We start from the raw sequence: 26,043 nt of genomic DNA, 5'->3' as shown, positions 1-26,043 counted from the left end.
CGGCCGAGCCTATCGGCCTTCCGGGGGAGGCAGGTCGGCGGTCTCACCGAGCAGGATCCGTTCGAGACCTGCCCGGCCGGGCAGGCGGGCGGGTCTGACCAGCTCGCCGCTGCGGACGTAGAGGAAGGCGGCGCCGACGGCGGAGGGGGGCAGGCCGTAGCGCTCGGCCCAGGCGAGGCGGTAGACGGCCAGCTGGAGGGGGTCTGCCGTCCGGTCTCGGCCGGTCTTCCAGTCGATGATCTCGAAGCGGTCGCCGTCGGGGCCGCGTTCCTTGTAGACCGCGTCGATGCGGCCGCGGATCACCCGCCCGGCGAGCGTCAGCTGGAAGGGGGCCTCGATGCGGAACGGGGTGCGGTGGGCGTACGGGGTGCGGGCGAAGGCCTCCTTCAGGGCTTCGAGGTCGTGTTCGTCGGCGATCGGGGCCTCCTCGCCCTCCTCGGCACCGGGCAGTTCGTCGGGGCCGAGCAGCGGCAGGGTCAGCTCCTCGAAACGGGACTCGACCCAGGCGTGGAAGCGGGTGCCCCGGCGGGCGCCGGGCTGGGGCGGGCGCGGCATGGGGCGGGCCAGCTCGCGGGCGAAGCCGTCGGGGTCGGCGGCGAGGCGGAGCAGCTGGGTGGCGCTGAGCGCGGCGGGCAGCGGGACGTCGCGGACGGTCGCGCGGGAGCGGCGCAGCTCGGCGGCGAGCGCGTCCAGATCGCGGTCCCAGGAGCCGAGGATGCGGCGCTCCTCGGGGAGGAGGGTGTGCGGCGAGGCGCCGCCGCGGCCGGGGGCCGGGACGCCGGGGCCGAGGGGGGCGGGCTCGGCGGGGCCGGGTTCGGCGGAGGCGTGGTCGCCGGGATCTGGTCCGGTGCGGCCGGGCTCGGTGAGATCGGGCTCGGTGGAGCGTTGGGCGATGAGGCGGGGGCGGGGCGGGGCAGCGTCGGCGTCGGCGTCGGGAGCCGCGTACGGCAAAGGCCCGCTCGACGGGCCCGCCTCGAGAGCCCCGTCGAACGGGTCGGCGTCGAACGGGTCGGCGTCGGGAGCCTCGTCGTACGGCGGGAGCTCGTCGAAGGGGTCGGGCTCGAACAGGTCGTCGTACGGGTCGCCGGGCTCCTCCCCCGCGTCGTCCGCCGGTGGCGGCGGCCACTCCGGGTCGTGCGCGGCGAGCGGCACGGGCGCGGGGGCGGGCGCCGCCGGGCCGGCGCGGCGCGCCAGATGGGCGCGGACCCTGTCCGCGGCCTCGCGGCGGCGGGCCATGGCCGTGGGGTCGAGGGGCAGCGGCCAGGCCTGTTCCGCGGCGGCCTCGGCGAGGGCGGGGTTCTCGGCACCGTCCTCGGGCGGCTCGGCCCAGAACTCGATCTCGCCGTGGCCCGCTTCGCAGTGCTCGCGCAGCGCCTCCAGGAAGACCGACGGGCCGCGGGGGCGCTTCTGATGGGGGCCCCACCAGTGGCCGGAGCCGAGCAGCAGGGAGCGGGGGCGGGTGAAGGTGACATAGCCGAGGCGGAGTTCCTCGATCTCCTGGTGGTGCTTCATCGCCTCCTTGAAGTCCTTCAGACCGCGGGCGGTCCACTCCTCGACGTCCGGGAGGGTGGCGGCGTCGCCGCGCAGGGCGTGCGGCAGGACCTTGGCGCGGGCGGTCCAGGACTCGCGGGCCTGTTCGCTGGGGAACTGCTTGGCGACCAGACCGGGGACGGCGACCACGTCCCACTCCAGGCCCTTGGACTTGTGCGCGGTGAGCACCTTGACGGTGTTGTCGCCTCCGGGGAGGGAGCTGTCCAGGCCCTTCTCGTACTGGACGGCGGTGCGCAGGAAGCCGAGGAAGGCCAGGAGCGAGGCGTCGCCGTCGAGGGATTCGCCCCCCTGCTTGGCGGCGAAGCCCGCGGCGATGTCGAGGAAGGTGCCGAGCGTTTCGCGGCGGCGGGCGGCGAGGGCGTGCGGGGACGCGGAGAGCTCGACCTCCAGGCCGGTGACGGCGAGGATCCGGTGGAGGACGTCCATGAGCGGATCGCCCAGGGAGCGCCGCAGATCGCGCAGCTCGGTGGCGAGGTAGGCGAAGCGGACCCGTGCCTCGGCGGAGAACGGGAGGCCGTCGTCGAGCCCGTCGGCCTCCAGGAAGGTGTCGAGGGCGTCGGCGAGCGAGACGGTCTCGGCCGGGTCGACGCCCTCGACGGCCTCGGCGAGGCGCTGTGCGGGATCGTCGGACGGGCCGCCGTGGTGGACGAGCGCGCGGGCGCGGCGGCCGAGCAGGGCCAGGTCGCGGGGGCCGATCCGCCAGCGCGGGCCGGTCAGCAGGCGGACCAGGGCGGCGTTGGCGGTGGGGTCCTGGAGGACCTCGCAGACGGCGACGAGGTCGGCGATCTCGGGCAGATGCAGCAGCCCGGAGAGGCCGACGACCTCCACGGGGATGTCCCGGGCGACCAGTTCGCCCTGGATACGGGCGAAGTCGGCGGCCGTCCGGCACAGTACGGCGATCTCGCCGGGCGGGGTGCCGGTGCGGACGAGATGGGCGAGGGAGTCGGCGAGCCACCCGAGCTCCTCGGCGTGGGTGGGCAGCAGGGCGCAGCGCACGACGCCGTCGCGCTCGGCCCCGGGGGCGGGGCGCAGCGCCTCGACGCCCTCGTGCATCCCGCGCAGGGGCGCGGCGAGGCCGTTGGCGAGCGCCAGGAGGCGGCCGCCGCTGCGGCGGTTCTCGCTCAGGGCGTACCGGCGGGCGGGCGTGCCGTCCTCGAAGGGGAAGTGGGCGGGGAAGTCGTCCAGGTTGGCGACGGAGGCGCCGCGCCAGCCGTAGATGGCCTGGCAGGGGTCGCCGACGGCGGTCACGGCGTGGCCGGTGCCGGATCCGAACAGGCCGGACAGCAGGAGCCGTTGGGCGACGGAGGTGTCCTGGTACTCGTCGAGCAGGACGACCCGGAAACCGTCGCGCAGGATCCGGCCCACCTCGGGGCGGGTCGTGGCCAGGGTCGCCGAGTAGGCGATCTGGTCGCCGAAGTCGAGCAGGTCGCGGCGGCGCTTCTCGCCGCGGTAGGCGGCGACGAGGTCGAGCAGCTCCAGGCGGCCGCGGGCGGTTTCGGGGACCTTGCGCAGGTCGGCGTTGCTGAGCTTGACGCCGTCGAGGGCGGCCAGGAGGGCGGTGTCATGCGCGCGCAGGCGGTCCGGGTCGACGAGGTGCTCGGCCAGCTCGGCGTCCAGGGCGAGGAGGTCCTCCACGAGGGAGGGCAGGGAGGTCGTGAGGGACGGATAGGGGCCGGGGGCGGCGCGCAGGGTGCGCGCGGCGAGCTGGAAGCGGGTGGCGTCGGCGAGCAGCCGGGCGCTGGGCTCCAGGCCGATGCGCAGGCCGTGGTCGGTCAGGAGCTGGCCGGCGAAGGCGTGGTACGTGGAGATCCGGGGCTCTCCGGGGGGCTGGTCGGCGGGGGCGCCGCCGTCGGCCAGCGGGAGGGCGTCCGGGTCGGTGACGCCGGCGGCCAGCAGCGCGGCCCGCACCCGCTCGGCGAGCTCGCCGGCCGCCTTGTTCGTGAACGTCAGCCCGAGGACCTGCTCGGGCGCGACCTGGCCGGTGCCCACCAGCCACACCACCCGCGCGGCCATGACCGTGGTCTTTCCGGAGCCGGCTCCGGCCACGATGACCTGCGGGGCGGCCGGGGCGGTGATGCACGCCGTCTGCTCCGGTGTGAACGGGATGCCCAGCAGCTCCTTGAGCTGCTCGGGGTCGGTGAGGGGGGCTGACACAGCGAAAACCGTAACGGGCGGCACTGACAATCGCCGCCGGCGGTGGCATCCGCGCAGGTCACAGCCCACTCCCCGACAGCCGCGGCCGACTCACTCCACCACGTGCCGGCCCTCCGGCTGCGCGCTGCACGAGGCCCGGAAGGTGCAGTGGGCGCAGTGCGTCCCGGTCGTGGGCGTGAACCGCTCCTCCAGTACGCGACCGGCCGCGGTGGCAAGCAGCTCGCCGACCCACTCGCCGTTCCCGGCGTTCTCGCCGTTCTCGCCCTGCTCACCGCTCCCGCCGTCCAGCGGCGGCTGTGCCTGTACGGCCGGCAGTGCGTCGCCGCCCTCCTTCCGGGGCGCGCCGAGGCGCAGATGCACCAGTTCGGCGCCGCCCGCCTCAGGGGTGCGCCCGTCGAAGACCTCGTCGACGGCGCCCTCGCGCACCGCGAGCTGGTAGACGGCGAGCTGGGGGTGGCGGGCGACCTCCGGTCCGGTCGGCTTCTGCTTGCCGGTCTTGAAGTCGACGACGTACGCCCTGCCCTGCGCGTCCCGGGAGACGTGGTCCATGCTGCCGCGGATACGGACCTCATAGGCGCCGGCCCGCAGCGCGACGTCGAAGCCGTGCTCGGTGGCGACGGTGTCACGGCCGCGGGTCTCGCGCTCCATGACGTGCCAGCGCAGGAAGCGCTCCAGGGCGGCACGGGCGTTGTCCTTCTCCTGGCGGGACTTCCAGGGGGCGTCGAAGGCCAGCGCGTCCCATACGGAGTCCAGCCGCTCCATCAGGACGGTCAGATCGGCGGGCGTGCGACCGGAGGCGACCTCGTCGGCGAGCACGTGCACGACGTTGCCGAAGCCCTGGGCGGCGCTGGCCGGGGTGTCCGCCTTGACCTCACGGCCCAGGAACCACTGCAGGGAGCAGGTGTTGGCGAGCTGGTCGAGGGCGCTGCCGGACAGGACCACGGGCCGGTCGCGGTCGCGCAGCGGAACGGTGCTGCGGGTCGGTTCGGCAAGACCCCACCAGCTGTCGGGGTGGGCGGCCGGCACCAGGGGCCGGTGGTCGTCGTCGTGCAGGGCGGCCAGCTTGGCGAGCCGCTCGGCGGCCGCCTCGCGCAGCGCCGGGCCGGCGGCCGGGTCGACGGTGGTGGCGCGCAGCTCCGCGACGAGCGCGGCGACGGCCAGCGGGCGGCGGGGGCGGCCGGTGACGTCCTGGGGGGTGACGCCCAGCTCGGTGAGGAACCGGGAGGGCTGGTCGCCGTCGTCGGCGGCGGCCTTCACGGCGGTCACGACCAGGCGCTCGCGGGCCCGGGTGGCCGCCACGTAGAACAGTCGGCGTTCCTCGGCGAGCAGCGCGCCCGGGGTGAGCGGCTCGGCGAGGCCGTCGCGGCCGATCCGGTCGGCCTCCAGGAGCGAGCCGCGGCGGCGCAGGTCCGGCCAGAGCCCCTCCTGGACGCCGGCGACGACGACGAGCCGCCACTCCAGGCCCTTGGCGCGGTGTGCGGTCATCAGCCGTACCGCGTCGGGCCGGACCGTGCGTCGGGTGAGGGTGTCGGCGGCGATGTCCTGGGCGTCGAGCTCCTCCAGGAAGTTCAGGGCGCCGCGGCCGCCGGTGCGCTCCTCGGCGCGGGCCGCGGTCTCGAAGAGGGCGACCACCGCGTCGAGGTCCCGGTCGGCGTTGCGTCCGGCGGCTCCGCCGCGCCGGGCGGTCCGCTCCAGGCGCTGCGGCCAGGGCGTGCCGTCCCACAGCTCCCACAGCGCCTGCTCCGCGGTGCCGCCGCCGACGAGCAGTTCGCGGGCCTTGCGCAGCAGCAGACCGAGCCGCTGGGCGCCACGGGCGTAGGCGGGGTCGTGCGCGACCAGACGCTCGGGTTCGGCGAGCGCCCGGGCGATCAGCTCGTCGGAGGGGCGCGGCAGCGGCTGTCCGGCGGCGCGCTCCTCCTCGCGCAGGGCGCGGCCCAGGCGGCGCAGGTCGGTGGCGTCCATCCCGCCGAGGGGGGAGGTCAGCAGGTCGAGGGCGGTCTCGGCGTCGAGCCGGCGGGAGGCGGCCGCTTCGGTGGCCCCGTCCGCCGCGTCCTGCGCCGCCGCGTCCCCGGTGGCGCCGGTCCCCAGCGCCGCCCGTGCCGCGGCCCGCAGCGCCGTCAGCAGCGGGGCGACGGCCGGTTCGTGGCGCAGCGGCAGATCGTCGCCGTCGATGTCGAGCGGCACCCCGGCGGAGGTGAGCGCACGGCGCACGGCGGGGATCGAGCGCCCCCCGGCGCGTACGAGGACGGCCATCTCGCCCCAGGGCACACCGTCCTCCAGGTGGGCGCGGCGCAGGATGTCGGCGACGTTGTCCAGTTCGGCGCCGGGCGTGGGGTACGTGAACACCTCCACCCGGCCGCCGTCGCGCACGGCGGCCGGCTCGCGGTGGGCGCGTACCTGCCGGGCCGGGAGGCGGGTGAGCGGCATCCGGCGGGTCAGCGACCGGGTGGCCGCGAGCAGCTCGGCGCCCGAGCGCCGGGAGGTGCCGAGGACCGCCACCGGGGCGGGGGTGCCGTCGCCGCGGCGGAAGGTCTCGGGGAAGTCGAGGATGCCGTTGACGTCCGCGCCCCGGAAGGCGTAGATCGACTGGTCGGGGTCGCCGAAGGCGATCAGCGTGCGGCCCGGGGAGCCCGGCCGCCCGGCCGCGCCCTGATTGCCGGCGAGCGCCCGCAGCAGCCGCACCTGGGCGACATCGGTGTCCTGGTACTCGTCGACGTAGACGGCGTCGTAGGCGGCGGCCAGCTCGGCCGCGACGTCGGCGCGCCCGGCGAGCAGGACCGCGCGGTGCACCAGCTCGGCGTAGTCCAGGACGCCCTGGCCGTCCAGGACGTCGAGGTACTCGGCGAGGAAGCCCGCCGCGGCGCTCCAGTCGGGCCGTCCGGTGCGCCGGGCGAAGTCGCCCAGGGCGTCCGGGCCCAGGCCCAGCTCGCGGCTGCGGGCGAGCACCGCGCGGACCTCGTCGGCGAAGCCGCGGGTGGTCAGGCAGGCCCGCAGCTCGTCCGGCCAGCCGATCCGGCCGCGACCGGCGCCGGCCAGCTCCGCCTGCCCTTCGAGCAGCTCGCGGACGACCAGGTCCTGCTCGGGTCCGGACAGCAGCCGCAGCGGATCGGCGAACAGATCGGCGTCCTGATGGGCCCGGACCAGGGCGTAGCAGAACGAGTGGAAGGTCGTGGCCTGCGGGATGAAGCTGGTGCGCAGCCGCGCCGCGAGCCGGTCGCGGAGCGCCACCGCGGCCTTCCGACTGAAGGTCAGGACGAGGATGCGCTCGGGGTCTTCGCCGGCCCGCACCCGGCGCGCCACCGACTCCACCAGCGTCGTGGTCTTGCCGGTGCCCGGCCCGGCCAGCACCAGCAGCGGCCCCTGGCGGTGGTCAACCACGGCGCGCTGGTCTGCGTCCAAGGCAGGAGGATCCACCCGCTCCGGTGGCGTACGCACCAGTCGGTACGCACCGGAGCCGTCCCGCCGCTCCGCCCGACAGGGCTGCGATGGGGGTACCGCCCGCTCGAGCGGAGCCGAGAGTGGGGGAGGGACGGCCGAGAAGGAGGAACTCACGTGGATCGCCGGTCCTGAGGAGGGTGCTGGTCGTGGTGCGGATGCGGTGCGGGGCGCGCCGCGGTGCGGGGAGCCGGCCGTTTTGCGGCCGGTCCGGCCGGGTGCCGTACGGCGGGGCGGCGGGGGCGGCCCGTGCCGTGGCGGCAGTGCCCGACGCTACGCCAGAAGCCGCGCGGGCCGCAGGCCGTCCCCCGGCCCCCCGCGCGCTGCCGCCGCGGCTACGGCTCCCCGGCGCCCTCCTGGCGCCCGTCCCAGCGGGCGCGCCGGAGGTCGAGCCTTGGTATGTGGTCCGCCGCGGATCCGGGGGCCACGCGCAGCGGTGTGCCCTCGTCCCGATAGTGCGCGAGCGCGCGCAGTTCGCTGCCGGGCAGCAGCCGGCCGTCCGCGCGCACGACGCGCCACCAGGGCACCGCGCCGCCGTAGAGCGCCATCACCCTGCCGACCTGCCGCGGTCCGCCCACCCGTCGCCCACCGTCGCCCTGCGCCGGAAGCCCTTCGGGCTGCCCCTCTTCATGGAGCCACTCCGCGACATCGCCGTACGTCATCACCCGGCCCGCCGGGATCAGCTCGGCGACGGCCAGGACCCGCTCCGCGTACTCGGGCAGCTCACCCGCCGCCCCATCTCCGGTCCCACTCATTCGGTCCATCCTGCCGCACGGCGCCGACAATGGGACCGGACACACGGTCCCGCACCACCTTGGAGGCCGGCGGCAGGGTGCCGCCCGCCGCGGCACGGGCGGGGTGACACCCGCTCCCGGACGGCAGCGGGGGACGAGGTTCCGCTTCCCGTACCCCCGAAATGCACCCTGATGCCCTCCTCCACCGGTCGGTCGTGCCACCATCTTCCGGACGGTGACTGGTGATACGAGATCAAGAAGAGACGGCCGAGCAGGGTGCAGCGCCTCCACGGGAGGCGGGCGCCCCTGACGCTCTGCCCGTCGACGCCACCGACACCGCCCCCGACCCGGCCGCACCGACCGAGCGGCCGCAGCGGCGGCAGGTGGCACCACAGGGGAAGCACCAACGGAGGCCGGCCACGGCTTCCGCTACCGAAAAGGCGAGCACGATCAAGAAGGCCGAACGACCCGGGGCGTCTGAGAGGCCGAAAGGGCCCGCGGAGCCCGAACCACCCGAGGGGCACGAGGAGGAGCCGGACACCGAGCAGCGAGGCGACCAGGACGAGCAGGTCGAGCACGGCAAGGGCATTGAGCCGGCGCCCGGCGCGGCCCGGGCCAGGGCCCGTACGGGCTCGCACCGCGCCGACCTGAGCGCCGACGAGCACGGCGAGTTCCACGTCGACCGGGTCTCCGGCGACGAGCCGCTGCTGCCCGCCCGGGTGCACCGGCCCGCCGACCTGCTGCGGCTGCTGCTCGGCATCGCCGGGATCGCCCTGGTCCTCGGGCTCGCCACCTTCGCCCACGGCACCACCGCGGGCCTGGCGCGGGACATCGGCACCGGCGCGAAGGCCGCGCCGCCACTACTGATCAACCTGGCCGGGCTGACCTCCAGCGTCCTGGTGCTGATCGTGCCGGTGGCGTTCGCCGTCGAGCGGCTGATCAAGCGGGACGGGCTGCGGATCGCGGACGGGGTGCTCGCCGCCGTCCTCGCCCACGGGGTCTCGCTCGCCACCGACCTGTGGGTGGCCGAGTCCGCCCCCGCCTCCATCCGGGTCGCACTGACCCAGCCGCTGGCGAACGGTTCGCTCTCCGCCCCGGTGCACAGCTATCTGGCACCGGTCATCGCCTATATGACGGCGGTGGGGATGTCCCGGCGGCCGCGCTGGCGGGTCGCGATGTGGGTCGTGGTGCTGCTGGACGTCGTCGCGGTGCTGGTCGGCCGGTACACCACCCCGTTCGCGATCATCACGACGGTGCTGATCGGCTGGACCGTCGCGTACGGCACCCTCTACGCCGTCGGCTCCCCCAACGTCCGCCCCACCGGCCAAAACCTCCTCGCAGGGCTGCGCCGGGTCGGCTTCCGCCCGGTCAGCGCGATGCGCGCGGAGGACGCCCAGCACGCCGACCAGACCGAGCAGAGCGACCGCGGCCGCCGCTACATCGTCACCCTGGAGGACGGCGCGCCGATCGACGTCACCGTCGTCGACCGCGAGCAGCAGGCCCAGGGGTTCTTCTACCGCGTCTGGCGGCGGCTGTCGCTGCGCGGCATCAACCAGCGCCGCAGCCTGCAGTCGCTGCGCCAGGCCCTGGAGCAGGAGGCGCTGCTGGCCTACGCGGCCATCGCGGCCGGCGCCAACGCGCCCAAGCTGATCGCCACCTCCGAGCTCGGCCCGGACGCGGTGATGCTGGTCTACGAGCACATCGGCGGCCGCACCTTCGACTCGCTCGCCGACGAGGAGATCACCGACGCGCTGATGCACAGCGCCTGGCGGCAGGTCGAGGCGCTGCAGTCGCGGCGGATCGCGCACCGCCGGCTGGTCGGCGACGCCCTCCTGGTGGATCGTTCCGGCAACATCGTCCTGACCGAGCTGCGCGGCGGTGAGATCGCGGCCGGCGATCTCGTCCTGCGGATGGACATCGCCCAGCTGCTGGCCACCTGCGGGCTGCGGGTGGGCGCCGAGCGCGCGGTGGCCGCCGCCGTCGAGGTGCTCGGCCCGGACGCGGTCGCCGACAGCCTGCCGCTGCTGCAGCCGATCGCGCTCAGCCGCACCACCCGCGCCACCCTGCGCCAACTGGCCCGGGAGCGCTCCAAGCGGGAGCGGGAGGCGGTGCTGGCGGCTTCGCAGGCCGCCAAGGAGGCGCGGGAGGCACGCGAGGCGGAGGGCCCGAAGGACCGCAAGGCGATACGGGCCGAGCGGCACGCGGAGAAGAACGCCGAGAAGCGGGCCCTGGACGAGGCCTCCGAGGAGGCCCGCGAGGAGGATCTGCTCGCCCAGATCCGCCGGCAGGTACTGCTGATCCGGCCCACCGCGGTGATCGAGCCGGCGAAGCTGGAACGGCTCAGCCCGCGGATCCTGATCAGCTGGATCGCCGGGGCGTTCGCCGCGTACCTGCTGCTGTCGCAGCTGACGCACTTCAACCTCGACGACGTCTTCAGCAAGGCCCAGTGGTGGTGGGTGCTGGTGGCGATGTTCTTCTCGGCGCTGACGTACATCGCGGCGGCGATGAGCCTGCTGGGCTTCGTCACCGAGAAGGTCGGCTTCGTCAAGACCGTCGTCGCGCAGATCGCGGGCAACTTCGTGAAGCTGGTGGCGCCCGCGGCGATCGGCGGAGTCGCGCTCAACACCCGCTTCCTGCAGCGTGCCGGGGTCCGGCCGGGCCTGGCGGTGGCGAGCGTGGGCGCCTCCCAGCTGTTCGGCCTGGGCAGCCACATCCTGCTGCTGCTGACCTTCGGCTATCTGACCGGCATGCAGAGCAGGCAGGACCAGTTGTCGCCGTCCCGTACGGTCATCGCCGGTCTGCTGACGGTGGCGGTGCTGGTGCTGGTGGTGACGGCGGTGCCGGTGCTGCGGAAGTTCGTGGTGACACGGCTGCGGTCGCTGTTTGCCGGTGTGGTGCCGCGGATGCTGGACATCCTGCAGCGCCCGCGGAAGCTGATCACCGGCATCGGCGGGATGCTGCTGCTGACGGCCGCGAACGTGATGTGCCTGGACGCCTCGATCCGCGCGTTCGGCGGCGGTGACCAGCTCAGTTACGCCAGCATCGCGGTGGCCTTCCTCGCCGGCAACGCGCTGGGGTCGGCGGCGCCGACACCGGGCGGTCTGGGCGCGGTCGAGAGTGCGCTCATCACGGCGCTGACGCTGGGGGGCCTGGGCGGCGACATCGCCTTCCCCGCGGTGCTGCTGTTCCGCCTGATGACGTTCTGGCTACCGGTGCTGCCGGGCTGGCTGGCCTTCACCCACCTGACGCGCAAGGGCGAGATCTGAGCGGGCCGTGGGCGACGAGCCCCCGCGCACCACGAAGGCGCCGGTCCGTACCGCACGGACCGGCGCCTCGACGTGTGGCAGCAGGGGCCTAGTAGACCGGCTTCTCCGGCTCCACCGTGTTGACCCAGCCGATGACGCCGCCGCCGACGTGCACCGCGTCGGCGAAGCCCGCGGACTTCAGCACGGCCAGCACCTCGGCCGAGCGGACGCCCGTCTTGCAGTGCAGGACGATCTTCTTGTCCTGCGGGAGGTCCTGGAGGGCGTTGCCCATCAGGAACTCGTTCTTCGGGATCAGGCGGGCGCCGGGGATGGCGACGATCTCGAACTCGTTCGGCTCGCGGACGTCGATGATGTCGATCTTCTCGTCGGCGTCGATCCACTCCTTGAGCTGCAGAGGAGTGATCGTCGAGCCGGCCGCCGCTTCCTGGGCCTCCTCGGAGACCACGCCGCAGAACGCCTCGTAGTCGATGAGCTCGGTGACGGTCGGGTTCTCCCCGCAGACCGCGCAGTCGGGGTCCTTGCGGACCTTGACCTGGCGGTAGGTCATCTCCAGTGCGTCGTAGATCATCAGACGCCCGACCAGCGGATCGCCGATGCCGGCGAGCAGCTTGATGGCCTCGTTGACCTGGATGGAGCCGATGGAGGCGCACAGCACGCCCAGGACGCCGCCCTCGGCGCAGGAGGGGACCATGCCCGGCGGCGGGGGCTCGGGGTACAGGCAGCGGTAGCAGGGGCCGTGCTCGGACCAGAAGACCGAGGCCTGGCCGTCGAAGCGGTAGATCGAGCCCCATACGTACGGCTTGTTCAGCAGCACACAGGCGTCGTTGACCAGATAGCGGGTGGCGAAGTTGTCCGTGCCGTCCACGATCAGGTCGTACTGGCTGAAGATGTCCATCACGTTGTCGGCTTCGAGCCGCTCCTCGTGAAGGACCACGTTCACGTACGGGTTGATGCCCTTGACGCTGTCGCGCGCGGACTCGGCCTTGGAGCGGCCGATGTCCGACTGGCTGTGGATGATCTGGCGCTGGAGGTTCGACTCGTCGACCTCGTCGAACTCCACGATGCCGAGCGTCCCCACGCCCGCCGCCGCCAGGTACATCAGCGCGGGCGAGCCCAGGCCGCCGGCGCCGACACACAGCACCTTGGCGTTCTTCAGCCGCTTCTGCCCGTCCATCCCCACATCGGGGATGATCAGGTGGCGGGAGTACCTGCGGACCTCGTCGACGGTGAGCTCCGAAGCGGGCTCGACCAGGGGTGGCAGCGACACGGATGACCTCAACAAGGGGGTTGGTCGGTATCTCGGGACTGACTTGTCTCCCCGTAACACTGCCACGCCCCTGTTCATTCCGAGACACCCGGTCCGATGCGCGAGACGATTTCGTCCCAGTAGCCGGGCAGCGACGCCCAGGCGTCCTCGGCCTCGCCGGCCCCCGCGGCGGCCCCGCGGTCGGTGACGCACACGGTGCCCGCTCCCTGCCAGCGGGCGATCCGCAGCGCCTCGTCCAGGTGCGTGCGCGGCGCGCTGTGGACGAGGTGGCAGAACCGCTCCGGAGCGTAGTCGGCCGTCCACTCGGCCACCTGCGACCAGCGGTAGTCGGCCCAGCGGCCGGCGAAGGTGACGAGCTGGTCGGCGGACTCGGCGTAGCCGGGGTGGGGGTGGGTGCCGTGTCCGAAGACCAGGTGACCACCGTCGCACAGGGTGCGCAGGGCGCCGGCGAGCCGCCGGACGGAGGGCAGCAGCGCCCGGTCGGCGGGGCAGTTCGCCAGCCAGAAGCCGTCGGTGCGGTACCACTCCAGGTAGCGGTGCGCGTCGGAGATCAGCTCGGCGAAGGGACGCGTACCCAGGCGCACGTCCAGACGTCCCAGCACTCGGACACCCGTCTCACGCAGCCGGGCGACGGCCGGCAGGCAGTGCGGGTCGGGGCGGGTCCCGGGCCCGTTGGAGACATCGAGCACCGTCCAGTGCACCGCCCCCGGGGGGCAGCGCAGCAGCCCGGCCCATTCGGTGGGCGCCAGCAGCGGATGGGCCAGGCCCGGCACGCCGACGCCGAGCGGGGCGGGCCCGGTCGGGGCGCGGGTGGCACCGGCCGGAGTGATCAGATGCGACATGCGGCCTCCATCCAGATGTCGGCGAGGGACTCCTCCAGCACGATCCGGGGGCGCCAGCCGAGCCGGTCGCGGGCGGTGCGCACGTCCGCCTGCTGCCAGGTGCCGCAGCCGTCCGGGTAGGGGTAGGTGGCGGGCGGCGAGCCGGCCGGGTGCTCGGCGGCCGGACCGGGGATGACCAGCCGGGCCGGCGGGGAGTCCAGTTCGTGCAGCGCACCGCCGAAGCCGGCGACCCGGGCGAGCACGGAGGCGGCCTCGCGCAGCCGTACGGCGCGGCCGGTGCCGATGTTGACCACGCCCTGCGCGGCCGACAGCGAGGCGGCGTGCACGGCCCGGGCGACATCCCGTACGTCGACGAAGTCCCGCTGTACGCCGAGCCCGCCGAGCTTGAGTTCGCTGTCCCCGGACTGCATGGCGCGGCGCATCGCCTCGGCGAGCCGGCCCAGTGGCGAGCCGGCCGGGGTGCCGGGGCCGACCGGGGAGAAGACCCGCAGGACGACCGCGTCGAGCCCGGAGCCCAGGACCAGTTCGGTGGCGGCCAGTTTGCTGACGCCGTACGGCCCTCCGGGGCGCGGCACCGCGTCCTCGGCGGTCGAGGAGCCGGGCTGGGAGGGCCCGTATTCGGAGGCGCAGCCCAGGTGGACGAGCCGGGCGCCGCAGCCGCTGCGGCGCAGCGATTCGCAGATGGTGGCGACCGCGACGGTGTTGTGCCGGGTCAGCTCTCGGGCGCCGCCACGGGTGGCCCCGGCGCAGTTGACGACCACGCCGGGGTGCACCGCGTCCAGGAAGCGGGTGAGCGCCCCGGGGCTGCCGGTGGCGAGGTCGAAGCGGACGTCCGCGTCGTCGCCCCGCCCGAGGGCGGTGAGCTGGACGGCGGGGTCGGCGAGCAGGCGGTCGGCGACATAGCGGCCCAGGTAGCCGTTGGCACCGATGAGCAGCACCCTCATCGTGCGACCCCCCGGTCCGCGGTACGTGTGGTCGGCTGGACGTTCATGTGTCGCGCTCCTAAAGCGGATCGAGGGAAGTGCGTCGGCTTCGGCCGCGGGGACGGCCTCCGCCCCGGGGGCGGCGGCCACGTGGGGGGAGGGGTCCGCGGCGAAGCGTCCGAAGAGGCCGTTTCGGGGTGCCTCTTCGGGGGTGGTGCGGGGGTGGGATGCCCGTGTGGGGGTGCGGGACGGTGGGCACCGGGGGTGGTCCGCGCGGTCACGGTCCAGGTGGCCTTGCCGGTCCGGCGGGGCCCGGCGAGTGCGCGCAGGCTCCGGTGAGCGCCCGCAGCCCGTAGACGAGGAGGCCCAGGGCGGCGGCCGTACAGGCCACGGCGGGGACCGCGGCCGGTCCCGCGGGGGCGGTCAGCGCCTCCACCGGGACGACGAGCGGGGCCAGGCCGGGGAGCCGGGCGCTCAGCACCAGTGCCAGGGCGAGCGCCTCCAGGGCGGCGGCCGAGGCCAGGCCGGCGGCGGCCGCCTCGGGGAAGCCGTGGACGGCGAGCAGCCGGGCGAGGAAGAGCAGCACGCCCAGCGCGGCCGCCGCGGCCACCGCCGCAGCCCCGCCGCTCCCGAAGACCGCCCCCGCGCCCAGGAGCAGCGCCACCAGCGCGCCCAGGAAGAGCGCCGTGGCGGCGAGCAGCAACGGCCTGGTGCGGGCGGCGAGTTCCCCCAGGCCGCGGCTGGCGGCCAGGCCGCGCCGCCCGCGCACCGCGAACCAGTGGGCGCAGCCGGCCGCGGGCAGGACGGCGAAGGAGAGCGCCACGGCGGTGGCGACGGCGGGCCGTGGATGCGCGTACGGCAGGTCGGGGCCGCCGGCCAGCAGCTCCGCGAGCAGCCGGTCGCCGAACACCGCGTACCCGGCCGTCCAGCAGATCCACAGGCCCGCGGTGCGCGAGCCGGCGCCGTGGTGGCGCGCCCGCAGCGGCCCGGACCGTACGGCCAGCCGGACGGCGAGGGTCAGCAGGACGACACCGGCCGCGCCGACGGCCGTACGGGAGGCGGGGCCCGCCGCCTGCCCCACCGAGGCGAGCGCGGCGACGGTCGCGCCGCAGACCGCGCCGGGGAGCAGCTGCAGTGCGGCGCCGCAGCGTCCGCCCCACCCCCGGCCCCGTCCTCCGCCCGCTTCCCGCGTGCCCTGCTCCGCGCGCGGCACCCGGGCGTAGAGCTCCTCCGCGAGCGAGAAGACGTCGCGGTGCCGGAAGCGTGCGGCCGTGCGGTCGGTGACGCCGTGCGCCTCCAGGCCGGCGGCGATCTCCAGCGCGTCGACGGCGTGTGCGCACAGCTTCTGATGACGGTGCATCAGGGCGCGTACGGGGTCGGCGGGGCCACGGCGTGCGGGCCGGGCGGCGGTCCGCTCCCCCGTGGCGGGGCGGTCCTCCCCCGTGGTTTCGGGGGCGCGGGTGGTGCCCCCTTCGGGCGCGGTCATGCTCCGTCCCCCTTTGCCGGCGCCTGCGTACAGACACCCTGTTCGGGGCCGGGGTGGCCGGCGGGCTCCCGGGGCGGGCGGTCGGGGCCGGCCGTCGCGGTGCGTTCCCGCGCGTACGCCGGGCTCCCGGGGCGGCCGCGGCGCCGGAGCCCGTCACGGTTGCCGGCGTGCGCCACATCGGCCATGCCGGTGACCAGCGCCACGCCCACCACACCCATCGCACACATCACGTCCAGCACACCCGTCACCACTGCCATCTCCCTCACGCCCGCCTCGCCTGCCTCATCGCCCATCCCTCGCTGTCTCACCGGCCGTCTCATGTCTCGGACATCACCGGAACACCGGCCGGCCGCTTCCCCTCCGGCACCGCCCAGCTGGGCGTACGGCCGGCCGGCGCGACCGCCTTGGCGGCGGTGGTCGCGGCCCAGCGGCCGGGGACATGGGACTCGGCGGGGCGGGCGAAGGGCTGCGGTACGCCCTGGGCGTCCAGCGTGCGATGGTCGGCCGGGCGGGCCGGGGCGCGCGAGATCAGCTCCAGGTAGATGCCGCGGAACGCCGCGATGTTCTGCTCCACCGTGAACAGTTCGAGCGCCCGCGCCCGCGCCGCCGCGCCCAGCCGGGCCCTGCGGTCCGGGTCGCCGAGCAGCGCACGGCACGCCTCGGCGAGGGCGCGGGGGTTGCGCGGCGGAACGACCAGGCCGGTACCGCCGATGACCTCGCACACCGCGCCGGCATCGGTCGACACCGTGGCCCGACCGCAGAACATCGCCTCCACCAGGGAACGCGGAAAGCCCTCGACGACGCTGGAGAGCACCACCACCGCGCCGGAGGCATAGGCGTCCGCCAGGCTCGGCACCTCGGGACTGCCGATCTCCTCGAAGCTGACCGGGTTCTCGCCGACGGTGCGGGCGTCGGCGGCCTCGTCGGGGAAGAGCTGGGCGGCCAGCGCCCGGCACTGCGCCAGATAGCCGGGCGCCTGCGGATCGCGGCCCACCCCGCCGATGATCCGGAGCGTCGCCTCCGGCTCGGCCCTGCGGACCTCGGCGAACGCGTGCAGCAGCGCCACCAGGTCCTTCGCGGGCTCGACGGCGCCGACCCACACCAGCGTCTTGGAGTCGTCGGCCGCGGCGTCGGCCACCGTGGCGAAGGGGGCGGCGTCCATGCCCGGGTAGACCGTGCGCAGCCGGGCCCGGTCGGCGCCGCAGTGCTCCTGCCAGCGGCGGGCGTGGGTGTTGCCGGGCGTGATCAGGGCGGCCTGGGCGTAGGTCTCGGCGGCCAGCGCGCCCTGGAAGGCGGCGAGCAGCGCGCGCACCGGAGCGCTCAGCGGCGCCGCGGCACGTGCGAGGTAGTGCTCGCGCAGCCGTACGCCGCACTCGGTGACCAGCAGCGGAGTACCGAAGAAGCGTTTAGCCAACAGCCCGGGGAGGGCGGCCGCGCCGCCGGAGGTGGCGTGGCAGAGGTCCACCCCGTCGAGGCCCGGGGTCTCCCGGTCGCCGTACCAGTCCAGTGACAGCGGGCGCAGCGCGAGTTCGAGCTGTGCGGCGACCGTCAGCAGGTCGTTGACCTGTGCGCCGTGGACGGCCGGCAGCGCGCGCGGGCCGTGGCAGGCCGCCTCCAGGGTGCGTACGGCGTCCTCGGAGCGCAGCAGGGCGGGCAGTCCGCCGTGCTCCCGGGCCCGTTCGGCGAGCCCGTAGAGACCACTGGCGAAACGGTCCGCCTTGCTGGTCAGAGAGTTGTCGGGGGTTCCCCCCGGGCCTGTTTGCCGATCACCGGCCGGGGCCGTGGCGAAGGCCGTCACCAGATCGCCGAAGTGCTCGGCGAAGCGGCGCCGCTCGCGCCGGCCGGGCGCGCGGCCCCGGCGCTCGTCCGCGCCCCGGAGGTGCTCGGCGGGGAAGTCGCCCCACAGGGGAGCGCCGCGCACCAGCCGTACGTGCTCCGGAAGGTCGGGTCTCGCCCCCGCCTCCTGCCGCGCCTGTGTGCTCAGGGCGTAGACCTCGAAGTCATGGCCGGTGAGCCCCCGCACGAGCCGGTCGCACCACGCATGCGATCCACCGGACGCATACGGATAGCCACCCTCGGTGAGCAGTCCAATGCGCACGACTGCACCCCCGTCCTCCCATATCGACGACCCTGGCGCGACGGCACGGCCGTCACCTGGCAGGAAGAAGTTATGCAAAAGGGCCGGTGGCGCGATGGACGGTTGTCCGTCGCGCCACCGGAAGGGGTGAAAGCACGTAACTTTCCCCACACAAGGGCGTTTCGCCGCGCTATGTGATCGCTACGCCACAGCCCGTAGCCCACCGCCGAGGGTGTGGGGCCGCGGCCCGTTCAGCGCTGGGTGGGGAACGGCCAGGAGTTGGGGCGGCAGGTCGCGCCGTCCGTCGTCAGGAACTTCGTCTGCTGCATCATCACCGGGGCCAGTGCGCCCTGCCGGGAGCAGGCCTCGTGGTCGTGCCCGAGCCGGTGGCCGACCTCGTGGTTGATCAGCATCTGGCGGTAGGCGAGCATCTTGTCGGGCCCGTAGGTCTTGGCGCCCTGCGCCCAGCGGTAGGCGTTGATCATGACGCGGTCGGTCGCCGCCGAGTCGCAGGAGACGTTGTCCTCGGTGGTGTCGAGACCGGACTTGGCACACCACGTCGCGGTGGTCCCCGGACTCGCCAGCGTGATCACGAAGTCGGCGTTGCCGGACGCCACCCGCTGGAAGGTCCGCTGCCCGCCGTGCGCCCAACTCCGGTCGTCGTTGAGGGTCTTGTGCACCGCCTCGGCGAACAGCGCGCCGTCCAGCGGCAGTCCCTCCTCGACGTCGACCCGATAGCGCAGCACCTTGCCGCCGCCCGGCGCCTTGGCGTCGCCGCCGGCCGGCTTGAACCGGCCGCTGCCCTTCAGATCGGCGGCCAGCGGGAAGACCTGCGTCATCTTCTCGTCGTAACTGGCCGGCTTGGCGTCCTGGGTGGGCCTGGTCTGCGACCGGGAGGCCTCGTCGCCGACGCCGTCGACCCGGTCGTTGCCGCTGCTGGCCTGCGGGTCCCCGCCCTCCTTGTGCTGGTCGGCGACCTGGCCCGCGATGACGACGGCGAGCACCGTGGTCACCGCCGCGGCCGCGGCGCCGGTGAACGTCCGGCCCTTGCCGCCCTTCCTGGCGCCGTACGGCTCGGGTGCGTCGTCGGAGGTGTCGTCGAACTCCCCGTCCGGGTCCGGGCCGTCCGGGCGGCCCGGATCCGCGCCCTGCGCGCCCCTCGCGGCGCCCCGGTCCGGCTCGTCGATCCCCTCGCGCTCGAAGACCACCGAGCGCCCGGTGAACCGGCCGCCGGGCGGCACCCGCTGCCCACTGGGCGCCCCCGCCCGGAACACGTCGTCGTCGGCCTCGTAGGGGTCCTGCCCGTCGAAGGCGTCCAGATACTCGCGGCGCGGTCCCGCGGCGACGCCGGGGAAGGCCATCGGCTGCGTACCGGACATCTCCGCGCGCGGCCGGGGAATCCTGGGCGCGCCCTGTCCGGGCGCCATCGGGGACGCCGGGGCGGTGGGGAACGCGCCCCAGCCGCCGCCCGGCTCGCGCTGTTCGGGGTGCCCGCCGCGCACCGTGTCCCCCTCGACCGGCTCGCGCCTGCGGCGGCCGGAGCCCGGCCCCGGCGGGCGCGTCGGGCCGCTACCTGGCGGCGCGGCCGCCGGCGAGGGGGCTTCGGTCTCCGGCCGGCTACGGCGGCTATGGCGTCCCACGGGGCGTGTCAGCTCCTGCCCGCATCGGCGGTCACGTCGGTCACTTCACAGTCGAGCAGGTCGCGGACGGCCCGTGCGACCGCCTCCGGGTACTCCATCATCGCCACATGCCCCGCCTCCGGCAGCGTCAGCAGTCGCGAACCGCGGAACGCCGCGGCCGCCCGCCGTGCCATGCGGAAGGACACCAGGCGGTCGCGTCCACCGTAGACGAGAAGCGTCGGGGCGAGCACGCGCTCTGCCTGACGCCACAAATTGTGCTGCCCGCCGAGCGTGTAGGAGTTCACCACGGCGCGCGCCGAGCGCTCCATCACCTCCCAGAAGTAAGGGAGTTCGAGCCGCCGGGCAAACTCGTCGACCGCGGAGTTGAACCCCTCCGGGCTGACCCGTCCGGGGTCGCCGTAACAGAGCGCCAGCACCTCGCGGGTGCGGCGCTCGGGGGTCCAGTCCCGGGTGAGCCGGCCGAAGAGCCGGCCGGTGCCGGGGACGGCGAGCAGCGCCGTGGGCACCGCGGCCAGCTGCGGGCGCAGCTCGGGCAGCGCCGGTGAGATCAGCGTCAGGGTACGGACCAGGTCCGGCCGCGCCGCCGCCACGCGGGTCGCCACGGAGCCGCCCATGGAGTTGCCGATGAGGTGTACGGGGCCGCGCCCGGCCGCGTCGAGGTGGCGGATGACCACCCGCGCCTGCGCGGAGACGGAGTAGTTGCCGTCGGCCGGCGGCGGCGACTGCCCGAAGCCGGGCAGGTCGATCGCCTCGCCGTCGACCCGGTCGGCGAGCAGCGGCATCAGACCGGACCAGTTCAGCGAGGAGCCGCCGAGGCCGTGGACGTACAGCGCGGGCTCGCGGCCGGGCCCGGCACCCTCCTCGCCGGAGCCGTCCGCCTCACCGTCCCGTCCGGCCGGCGCCCGCAGGGTCAGCGTCAGGCCCGGCAGGGTCACGGTGCGCACCGTCTCCGCCGCGCCGCGCCGACCGGGGCCGGCCGGGGGCACCGGGAGGGCTGCGGTCGCGGTGTCCGGCGACTCGGTCGAAGACATGGGATCGATGTTACGAGACGATCACGCCCCCGATTGTGTGTTCGCGGTCACACACCGCATCGCGCTGCCGCGGCGGCTCTCCTAGGCTCGTAGGCAAGGGCAGTCGCCCCCAGGCCCTGCTGTCACGCCCGGCATCGGCCGACCAAGCGAGTCCACGAGGAAGTCCGCGAGAAAGGGAGCCACCATGCGCGTCGACCCGACAGACCCGGACACTTTCGAGGACGAGGAAGCCGCCACCGAAATTGACGTGGAGGCCCCGGAAGCGGACGCCGCGGAGCAGTACACCGACCTCTCTCCGCACCGCGACGAGCCGCTGACCGGTGCCGACCCGGACGCGGCCAACGAGGCGGATCGCGCCGAACAGGCCCGCGTGGTGGAACTCAACGAAGACGAATACCGATGACCTGGGGCGTTATGTCGGGTTGCGGATGTCGTACCGGACAGAAATTCTCACCCCGGACCGCGCACAGCCGGGTTACCCAAAAGTACGATGGCGGGCGCGGTGCACCACCTTGTACGGACCGCGTACGGAACGACTTCTGGGAGGCAGCGTGAGCGCCATCGAGCAGACCGAGGCGGCGCGCCCGCGGGGCACACGCCTGCCACGCCGAGCCCGGCGCAATCAGCTTCTGGGCGCGGCCCAGGAGGTGTTCGTCGCCCAGGGCTACCACGCGGCCGCCATGGACGACATCGCCGAGCGGGCGGGCGTCAGCAAGCCGGTGCTCTACCAGCACTTCCCGGGCAAGCTGGACCTCTACCTCGCGCTGCTCGACCAGCACTGCGAGGCGCTGCTGCAGTCGGTGCGCTCGGCGCTGGCGTCGACGACCGACAACAAGCAGCGGGTGGCGGCGACGATGGACGCCTACTTCGCCTACGTGGAGGACCCGGGCGGCGCCTTCCGGCTGGTCTTCGAATCGGACCTGACCAATGAGCCGGCCGTGCGCGAGCGGGTGGACAAGGTGTCCCTGGAGTGCGCGGAGGCCATAAGCGCGGTGATCGCCGAGGACACCGGCCTGTCGCAGGACGAGTCGATGCTGCTCGCCGTGGGACTGGGCGGGGTCTCCCAGGTGGTGGCGCGCTACTGGCTCTCCTCCGGCAGCCAGGTTCCGCGGGACACCGCGGTGCAGCTGCTGACCTCGCTCGCCTGGAAGGGCATCGCCGGCTTCCCGCTGCACGGCAGCGACACGCACTGACCGTGTTCGCTGCTGGCGTGGTCCAGGGCGTCCTGCGCGTCCCCGTACCGGGCTAATGTGTGCTGGGTACAGCGCGGATTGCCGCGCATCCTCCCCCAGCTGAGGCTGGGGACCCCCAGACCGTCGGAGGGACAAAAGCCGTGGAGGTCAAGATCGGCGTGCAGCACGCGCCCCGCGAGATCGTTCTGGAGAGCGGGCAGTCTGCCGAGGAGGTCGAGCGTGCGGTGTCCGACGCGCTGGCCGGCAAGTCGGAGCTGCTGAAGCTGGTGGACGAACACGGCCGCAAGGTCCTGGTCCCGGCGGACCGGCTGGCCTATGTGGAGCTCGGCGAGCCGGCCGGCCGCAAGGTCGGGTTCGGCGCGCTCTGACCGGCGGGGCGCCGGCAGCGGCGTCCGTGAGCGAAGAGACAACAAGGGGGCGGTGGCCCGGGGATTCCCGGGCGCCGTCCCCTTCTTCCATTCCGGTCCGGTCTCGTCCCGCTCCCGGTTCCGGATTTCCGCAGATCAGGCCGTTCGGGGCGGCCCGGCTGCGCTGATCAGGCAGGGGACCCGCGGCGGGAGGGTTGCTGCCGCCGCCCCCTGGGTACGACCGCCTACGACCGATTTGTTCGTCCGATCGGCACCGCGCCCACCAGCGCGGGAACACCGGCACGCGGGAGGGAACAGCATGATCTGGGAAGCGCTCGGAGCCGTCCTCATCGGCCTGGCCATCGCCCTGTCCGCCGTGCACTGGCTGCCCGACCGCTTCCCCGCGCGCACCCTCACGCTGGCGACCGGCCCGGTGGCGGCGCTGCTCGGCGCCCTGCTGACCCGCTCGATCCTCGGCCCCGGGTACCCCGTACAGGTACTTGTCGCCGCGGTCGCCGTGGGTGCGGCGCTGCTCTCGGTCGTGGCGCGCCCGCCGCGCCACCGTCTTCGGCGGCCGGCCGCACCGCTGAAGGGGCACCGGACGGCCTGAACCACCCGGCGCCGCCGTCAGCGGGTCGAGGTCAGGCCGCGAGCCCCAGCGCCGCCATCCGCTTGGTGTGCGCCTCGGTGATCCGGGAGAACATCCGGCCCACCTCGGCCAGGTCGAAGCCGTCGGCGACCCCGCCCACCAGCATCGTGGAGAGCGCGTCGCGGTCCGCGACGACCCGCTGCGCCTGCGAGAGCGCCTCGCCCATCAGCCGCCGCGCCCACAGCGCCAGCCGCCCGCCGACCCGCGGTTCGGCCTCGATGGCCGCACGCACCTTCTCGACGGCGAAGGACGCGTGCCCGGTGTCGTCCAGCACGGCCAGCACCAGATCGCGGGTGTCGGAGTCGAGCCGCGCCGCGACCTCGCGGTAGAAGTCACTGGCGATCGAATCGCCGACGTACGCCTTGACCAGGCCCTCCAGCCAGTCCGACGGCGCCGTCTGGCGGTGGAACTCGTCCAGTGCGGCGGCGAACGGCTCCATGGCCTCGTTCGGCTCCGCCTCGATCTGCGCGAGCCGCTCCCGCAGCCGCTCGAAGTGGTGGAACTCGGCCGAGGCCATCTTGGCCAGCTCGGCCTTGTCGTCCATCGTCGGCGCCAGCTTGGCGTCCTCCGCCAGGCGCTCGAAGGCGGACAGCTCGCCGTATGCGAGCGCGCCGAGCAGGTCGATCACGGCGGCCCGGTACTGCGGGTCGGCGGATGCCTGCACCCAGTTCTGGGCGGCGATCCCGGTGAGTTCTTGCGCGTCAGCCGCGGCGTTGTCAGGCGTTCCCATGACCGGCACAATAGCCCGCCCGGCGGCCGGGGGAAGGCCCTGGTCAGCCACTTCCGCCCGGCCGCGGGAACGTCTCACGGGCCGCGGACGAGCGCCGCGCCCCGACGTGATGTATTCCTCACTCATACAAGCCTTCGGATGGGTACGCGCTATCCGGGGTACAGTGGTATTGGACCTGCCGGTAACCGGTGGGTCGTTCCACGAAGCGGATGCCCGGTCGGTGGCCCGATCGGCTCCAAACCGACCGCCCTCCCCCGCGGCGCGTACGAGATTACGCACAGCAGGAGGGACACCGCTCGCGGCAGGAGTGCCTGAGCGTTGGCAGTGGTCCCGCCCCATCGGCCGTCATCAGGCCGACCCGTACGAACCCGTACGACGGAGCGGTACGACCCCCTTCGCCGCCTCACGCCGCGTCTCACAGAAGAGGCAAGATTCTGTCTACGTTCCGAGACCTCGGGATTTTCCCCGAGACGGCCGAGGCCCTGGAGGCCGTCGGCATCATCTCCCCCTTTCCCATCCAGGAGCTGACGCTCCCCGTCGCCCTCTCCGGCAACGACGTCATCGGCCAGGCCAAGACCGGCACGGGCAAGACCCTGGGCTTCGGCCTGCCGCTCATCGAGCGCGTCACGGTGCCCGTGGACGTCGAGGTGGGCCGCTCGCAGCCCGAGCAGCTGACCGAGGCGCCGCAGGCCCTCGTCGTCGTCCCCACCCGTGAGCTGTGCCAGCAGGTCACCAACGACCTGCTCACCGCGGGCAAGGTCCGCAACGTCCGGGTCCTGGCGATCTACGGCGGCCGTGCCTACGAGCCGCAGGTCGAGGCGCTGAAGAAGGGCGTCGACGTCGTCGTCGGCACGCCCGGCCGGCTGCTGGACCTCGCGGGCCAGAAGAAGCTGGACCTCTCCCACGTGCGCACCCTCGTGCTGGACGAGGCCGACGAGATGCTCGACCTGGGCTTCCTGCCCGACGTCGAGAAGATCATCCAGCTGCTGCCGGCCAAGCGGCAGACCATGCTGTTCTCCGCGACCATGCCCGGCCAGGTCATCTCGCTGGCCCGCCGCTACATGTCGCAGCCCACGCACATCCGCGCCACCGCGCCGGACGACGAGGGCGCGACGGTCGCCAACATCACCCAGCACGTCTTCCGCGCGCACTCCATGGACAAGCCGGAGATGGTCGCGCGCATCCTGCAGGCCGAGGGCCGGGGCCTGGCGATGGTGTTCTGCCGTACGAAGCGGACCGCCGCCGACATCGCCGACCAGCTCTCCCGGCGCGGCTTCGCGTCCGGCGCGGTGCACGGCGACCTCGGCCAGGGCGCCCGCGAGCAGGCGCTGCGCGCCTTCCGCAACGGCAAGGTCGACGTCCTGGTCTGCACCGACGTCGCCGCCCGCGGCATCGACGTCGAGGGTGTGACGCACGTCATCAACTACCAGTCCCCCGAGGACGAGAAGACCTACCTGCACCGCATCGGCCGCACCGGCCGGGCGGGCGCCAAGGGCACCGCGGTCACCCTCGTCGACTGGGACGACATCCCGCGCTGGAAGCTGATCAACAAGGCGCTGGACCTGCCGTTCGACGAGCCGGAGGAGACCTACTCCACCTCGCCGCACCTGTACGAGCAGCTGCACATCCCCCAGGGCACCAAGGGCGTGCTGCCGCGCGCCGAGCGCACCCGGGCCGGACTCGCGGCGGAAGAGGTCGAGGACCTGGGCGAGACCGGCGGCCGCGGCCGCGGCTCCCGCAAGGGCGGCGCCGCCGTGACGGAGGAGCGCCCGCCGCGCACCCGTACCCCGCGTCAGCGCCGCCGTACCCGCGGTGGCGCACCGCTGGACGACTCGGCCGGCTCCGAGGCGCAGCAGACCGGGTCGCCGGCCGCCGGGGACGCCCCGGCCGCCGAGGCACCGCGTCAGCCGCGCCGGCGCCGGCGTACCCGCGGCAGCCAGACCGCGGTGGCGGCGGCCGTACCGGCCCCGGCCACCGAGGCCGTGGGCACCGCCGCCGTGGTGACCGAGGCTCCGGCCGAGCCCGCCAAGCCGCGCCGGCGCCGTACCCGTGCCGTCCGCCCGGTGGAGACGGAGACCTTCCAGACCGTCGAGACCGCGGCGATCGCGCTCGCCGCGGCGCAGCGCTCGGCCGCCGAAGCCACCGTGGTGACGGAGGCCGTCGAGGCACCCGCCGCCCCGCGCCGCCGTACCCGCAGCGCCGCCAAGGCCGCCGCCGAGACGGCACCGGCCGTGGTGACGGAGGCCGCGGCGCAGACCGAGGACGTCGTGGTGGACGCGGCACCGGCCAAGCCGAAGCGGACCCGCAAGACGGCCGCCGCCAAGGCCGCCGAGGCCGCGGTGGAGACCGCCGAGGTCACCGCCGAGGCACCGGCCAAGCCCAAGCGCACCCGCAAGGCCGCCGCCGCCAAGCCCGCCGCCGACGCCGCACTCGACACCGTCGAGGCACCGGCCAAGCCGAAGCGGACCCGCAAGACGGCCGCCGCCAAGGCCGCCGAGGCCGCGGTGGAGACCGCCGAGGTCACCGCCGAGGCACCGGCCAAGCCCAAGCGCACCCGCAAGGCCGCCGCCGCCAAGCCCGCCGCCGAGACCGCGGTCGACACCGCCGAGGCCAAGCCGGTCCGCCGCCGGACCCGTGCCAAGGCGACCACCGTCGAGGCGACGACCGAGAGCTGACGCTCACTTCACCCCGACGACCCGGCCCCGCTCCCCGCGGGTG

Annotated in this window: 18 protein-coding genes; 6 read left to right on the top strand and 12 right to left on the bottom strand. The window is 74.5% G+C overall.

Annotated features, from left to right (window positions below; genetic code table 11):
- Positions 1 to 9: 9 nt before the first annotated feature.
- The 3 genes from ACFWZH_RS31835 to ACFWZH_RS31825 form a co-directional block, all read right to left on the bottom strand.
- Positions 10 to 3,705 (bottom strand): UvrD-helicase domain-containing protein, encoded by a 3,696-nt coding sequence (locus tag ACFWZH_RS31835; protein ID WP_384439115.1) that lies wholly within the window; start codon positions 3,703 to 3,705, stop codon positions 10 to 12.
- A gap of 90 nt (positions 3,706 to 3,795) precedes the next feature.
- Entirely contained in the window at positions 3,796 to 7,140 is a 3,345-nt protein-coding gene (locus tag ACFWZH_RS31830) for an ATP-dependent helicase (RefSeq protein ID WP_384439112.1), read from the bottom strand.
- Between the two features lie 335 nt (positions 7,141 to 7,475).
- Positions 7,476 to 7,895 (bottom strand): MGMT family protein, encoded by a 420-nt coding sequence (locus tag ACFWZH_RS31825; RefSeq protein ID WP_384439109.1) that lies wholly within the window; start codon positions 7,893 to 7,895, stop codon positions 7,476 to 7,478.
- A gap of 221 nt (positions 7,896 to 8,116) precedes the next feature.
- Here ACFWZH_RS31825 and ACFWZH_RS31820 point away from each other — a divergent pair, with 221 nt between their 5' ends.
- The gene (locus ACFWZH_RS31820) at positions 8,117 to 11,140 is read left to right on the top strand and encodes a lysylphosphatidylglycerol synthase domain-containing protein (protein ID WP_384439106.1); all 3,024 of its coding nucleotides are present in this window, start codon (positions 8,117 to 8,119) and stop codon (positions 11,138 to 11,140) included.
- An 88-nt stretch (positions 11,141 to 11,228) separates the two neighbouring features.
- Here the strand turns inward: ACFWZH_RS31820 and moeZ are convergent, their stop codons facing one another.
- The 8 genes from moeZ to ACFWZH_RS31780 all read right to left on the bottom strand — a co-directional run bounded on the left by moeZ (position 11,229) and on the right by ACFWZH_RS31780 (position 20,406).
- The gene (moeZ, locus tag ACFWZH_RS31815; protein WP_384439103.1) at positions 11,229 to 12,407 is read right to left on the bottom strand and encodes an adenylyltransferase/sulfurtransferase MoeZ; all 1,179 of its coding nucleotides are present in this window, start codon (positions 12,405 to 12,407) and stop codon (positions 11,229 to 11,231) included.
- Positions 12,408 to 12,481: 74 nt separating this feature from the next.
- Positions 12,482 to 13,249 (bottom strand): spherulation-specific family 4 protein, encoded by a 768-nt coding sequence (locus ACFWZH_RS31810; protein WP_384439100.1) that lies wholly within the window; start codon positions 13,247 to 13,249, stop codon positions 12,482 to 12,484.
- Entirely contained in the window at positions 13,237 to 14,193 is a 957-nt protein-coding gene (locus ACFWZH_RS31805) for an NAD-dependent epimerase/dehydratase family protein (protein WP_384439098.1), read from the bottom strand. The genes ACFWZH_RS31810 and ACFWZH_RS31805 overlap by 13 nt, the downstream gene beginning before the upstream one ends.
- A 256-nt stretch (positions 14,194 to 14,449) precedes the next feature.
- Entirely contained in the window at positions 14,450 to 15,658 is a 1,209-nt protein-coding gene (locus ACFWZH_RS31800; protein WP_384439095.1) for a hypothetical protein, read from the bottom strand.
- On the bottom strand, positions 15,655 to 15,951 hold the full coding sequence (locus tag ACFWZH_RS31795) for a hypothetical protein (protein ID WP_384439092.1): 297 nt from the start codon (positions 15,949 to 15,951) through the stop codon (positions 15,655 to 15,657). Before ACFWZH_RS31795 ends, ACFWZH_RS31800 begins: the two co-directional genes overlap by 4 nt.
- A 23-nt stretch (positions 15,952 to 15,974) precedes the next feature.
- Entirely contained in the window at positions 15,975 to 17,756 is a 1,782-nt protein-coding gene (locus ACFWZH_RS31790; protein ID WP_384439089.1) for a DUF3492 domain-containing protein, read from the bottom strand.
- A 230-nt stretch (positions 17,757 to 17,986) separates the two neighbouring features.
- Positions 17,987 to 19,237 carry a DUF3152 domain-containing protein gene (locus ACFWZH_RS31785; RefSeq protein WP_384439086.1) on the bottom strand — a complete coding sequence of 417 codons (1,251 nt, stop codon included), beginning with the start codon at positions 19,235 to 19,237 and terminating at the stop codon, positions 17,987 to 17,989.
- Positions 19,238 to 19,383: 146 nt separating this feature from the next.
- The gene (locus tag ACFWZH_RS31780; RefSeq protein WP_384439083.1) at positions 19,384 to 20,406 is read right to left on the bottom strand and encodes an alpha/beta fold hydrolase; all 1,023 of its coding nucleotides are present in this window, start codon (positions 20,404 to 20,406) and stop codon (positions 19,384 to 19,386) included.
- Positions 20,407 to 20,590: 184 nt separating this feature from the next.
- Between ACFWZH_RS31780 and ACFWZH_RS31775 the strand changes: the two genes are divergently transcribed.
- From ACFWZH_RS31775 to ACFWZH_RS31760, 4 genes are all read left to right on the top strand, one after another.
- Complete coding sequence (locus ACFWZH_RS31775; RefSeq protein WP_384439080.1) at positions 20,591 to 20,809, top strand: hypothetical protein; 219 nt, start codon at positions 20,591 to 20,593, stop codon at positions 20,807 to 20,809.
- 148 nt (positions 20,810 to 20,957) lie between these two features.
- Entirely contained in the window at positions 20,958 to 21,599 is a 642-nt protein-coding gene (locus tag ACFWZH_RS31770) for a TetR/AcrR family transcriptional regulator (protein WP_384439077.1), read from the top strand.
- 140 nt (positions 21,600 to 21,739) lie between these two features.
- Positions 21,740 to 21,967, top strand: a complete 228-nt coding sequence (locus ACFWZH_RS31765) for a DUF3107 domain-containing protein (protein WP_384439074.1) — start codon at positions 21,740 to 21,742, stop codon at positions 21,965 to 21,967.
- Between the two features lie 298 nt (positions 21,968 to 22,265).
- A complete protein-coding gene (locus ACFWZH_RS31760; RefSeq protein ID WP_384439071.1) occupies positions 22,266 to 22,556 on the top strand; it encodes a hypothetical protein in 291 nt (96 codons plus the stop codon).
- A 31-nt stretch (positions 22,557 to 22,587) separates the two neighbouring features.
- Here the strand turns inward: ACFWZH_RS31760 and ACFWZH_RS31755 are convergent, their stop codons facing one another.
- On the bottom strand, positions 22,588 to 23,325 hold the full coding sequence (locus tag ACFWZH_RS31755; RefSeq protein ID WP_384439068.1) for a ferritin-like fold-containing protein: 738 nt from the start codon (positions 23,323 to 23,325) through the stop codon (positions 22,588 to 22,590).
- A 209-nt stretch (positions 23,326 to 23,534) separates the two neighbouring features.
- Between ACFWZH_RS31755 and ACFWZH_RS31750 the strand changes: the two genes are divergently transcribed.
- The gene (locus ACFWZH_RS31750; RefSeq protein ID WP_384439065.1) at positions 23,535 to 26,000 is read left to right on the top strand and encodes a DEAD/DEAH box helicase; all 2,466 of its coding nucleotides are present in this window, start codon (positions 23,535 to 23,537) and stop codon (positions 25,998 to 26,000) included.
- The last annotated feature ends 43 nt before the right edge of the window (positions 26,001 to 26,043 follow it).

The sequence above is a fragment of the Streptomyces sp. NPDC059008 genome, from assembly GCF_042749045.1.
In the GTDB taxonomy this organism is placed as follows: domain Bacteria; phylum Actinomycetota; class Actinomycetes; order Streptomycetales; family Streptomycetaceae; genus Streptomyces.
Note: the sequence above shows the minus strand (reverse complement) of the source record. Positions and strands in the feature narration are given on the sequence as shown.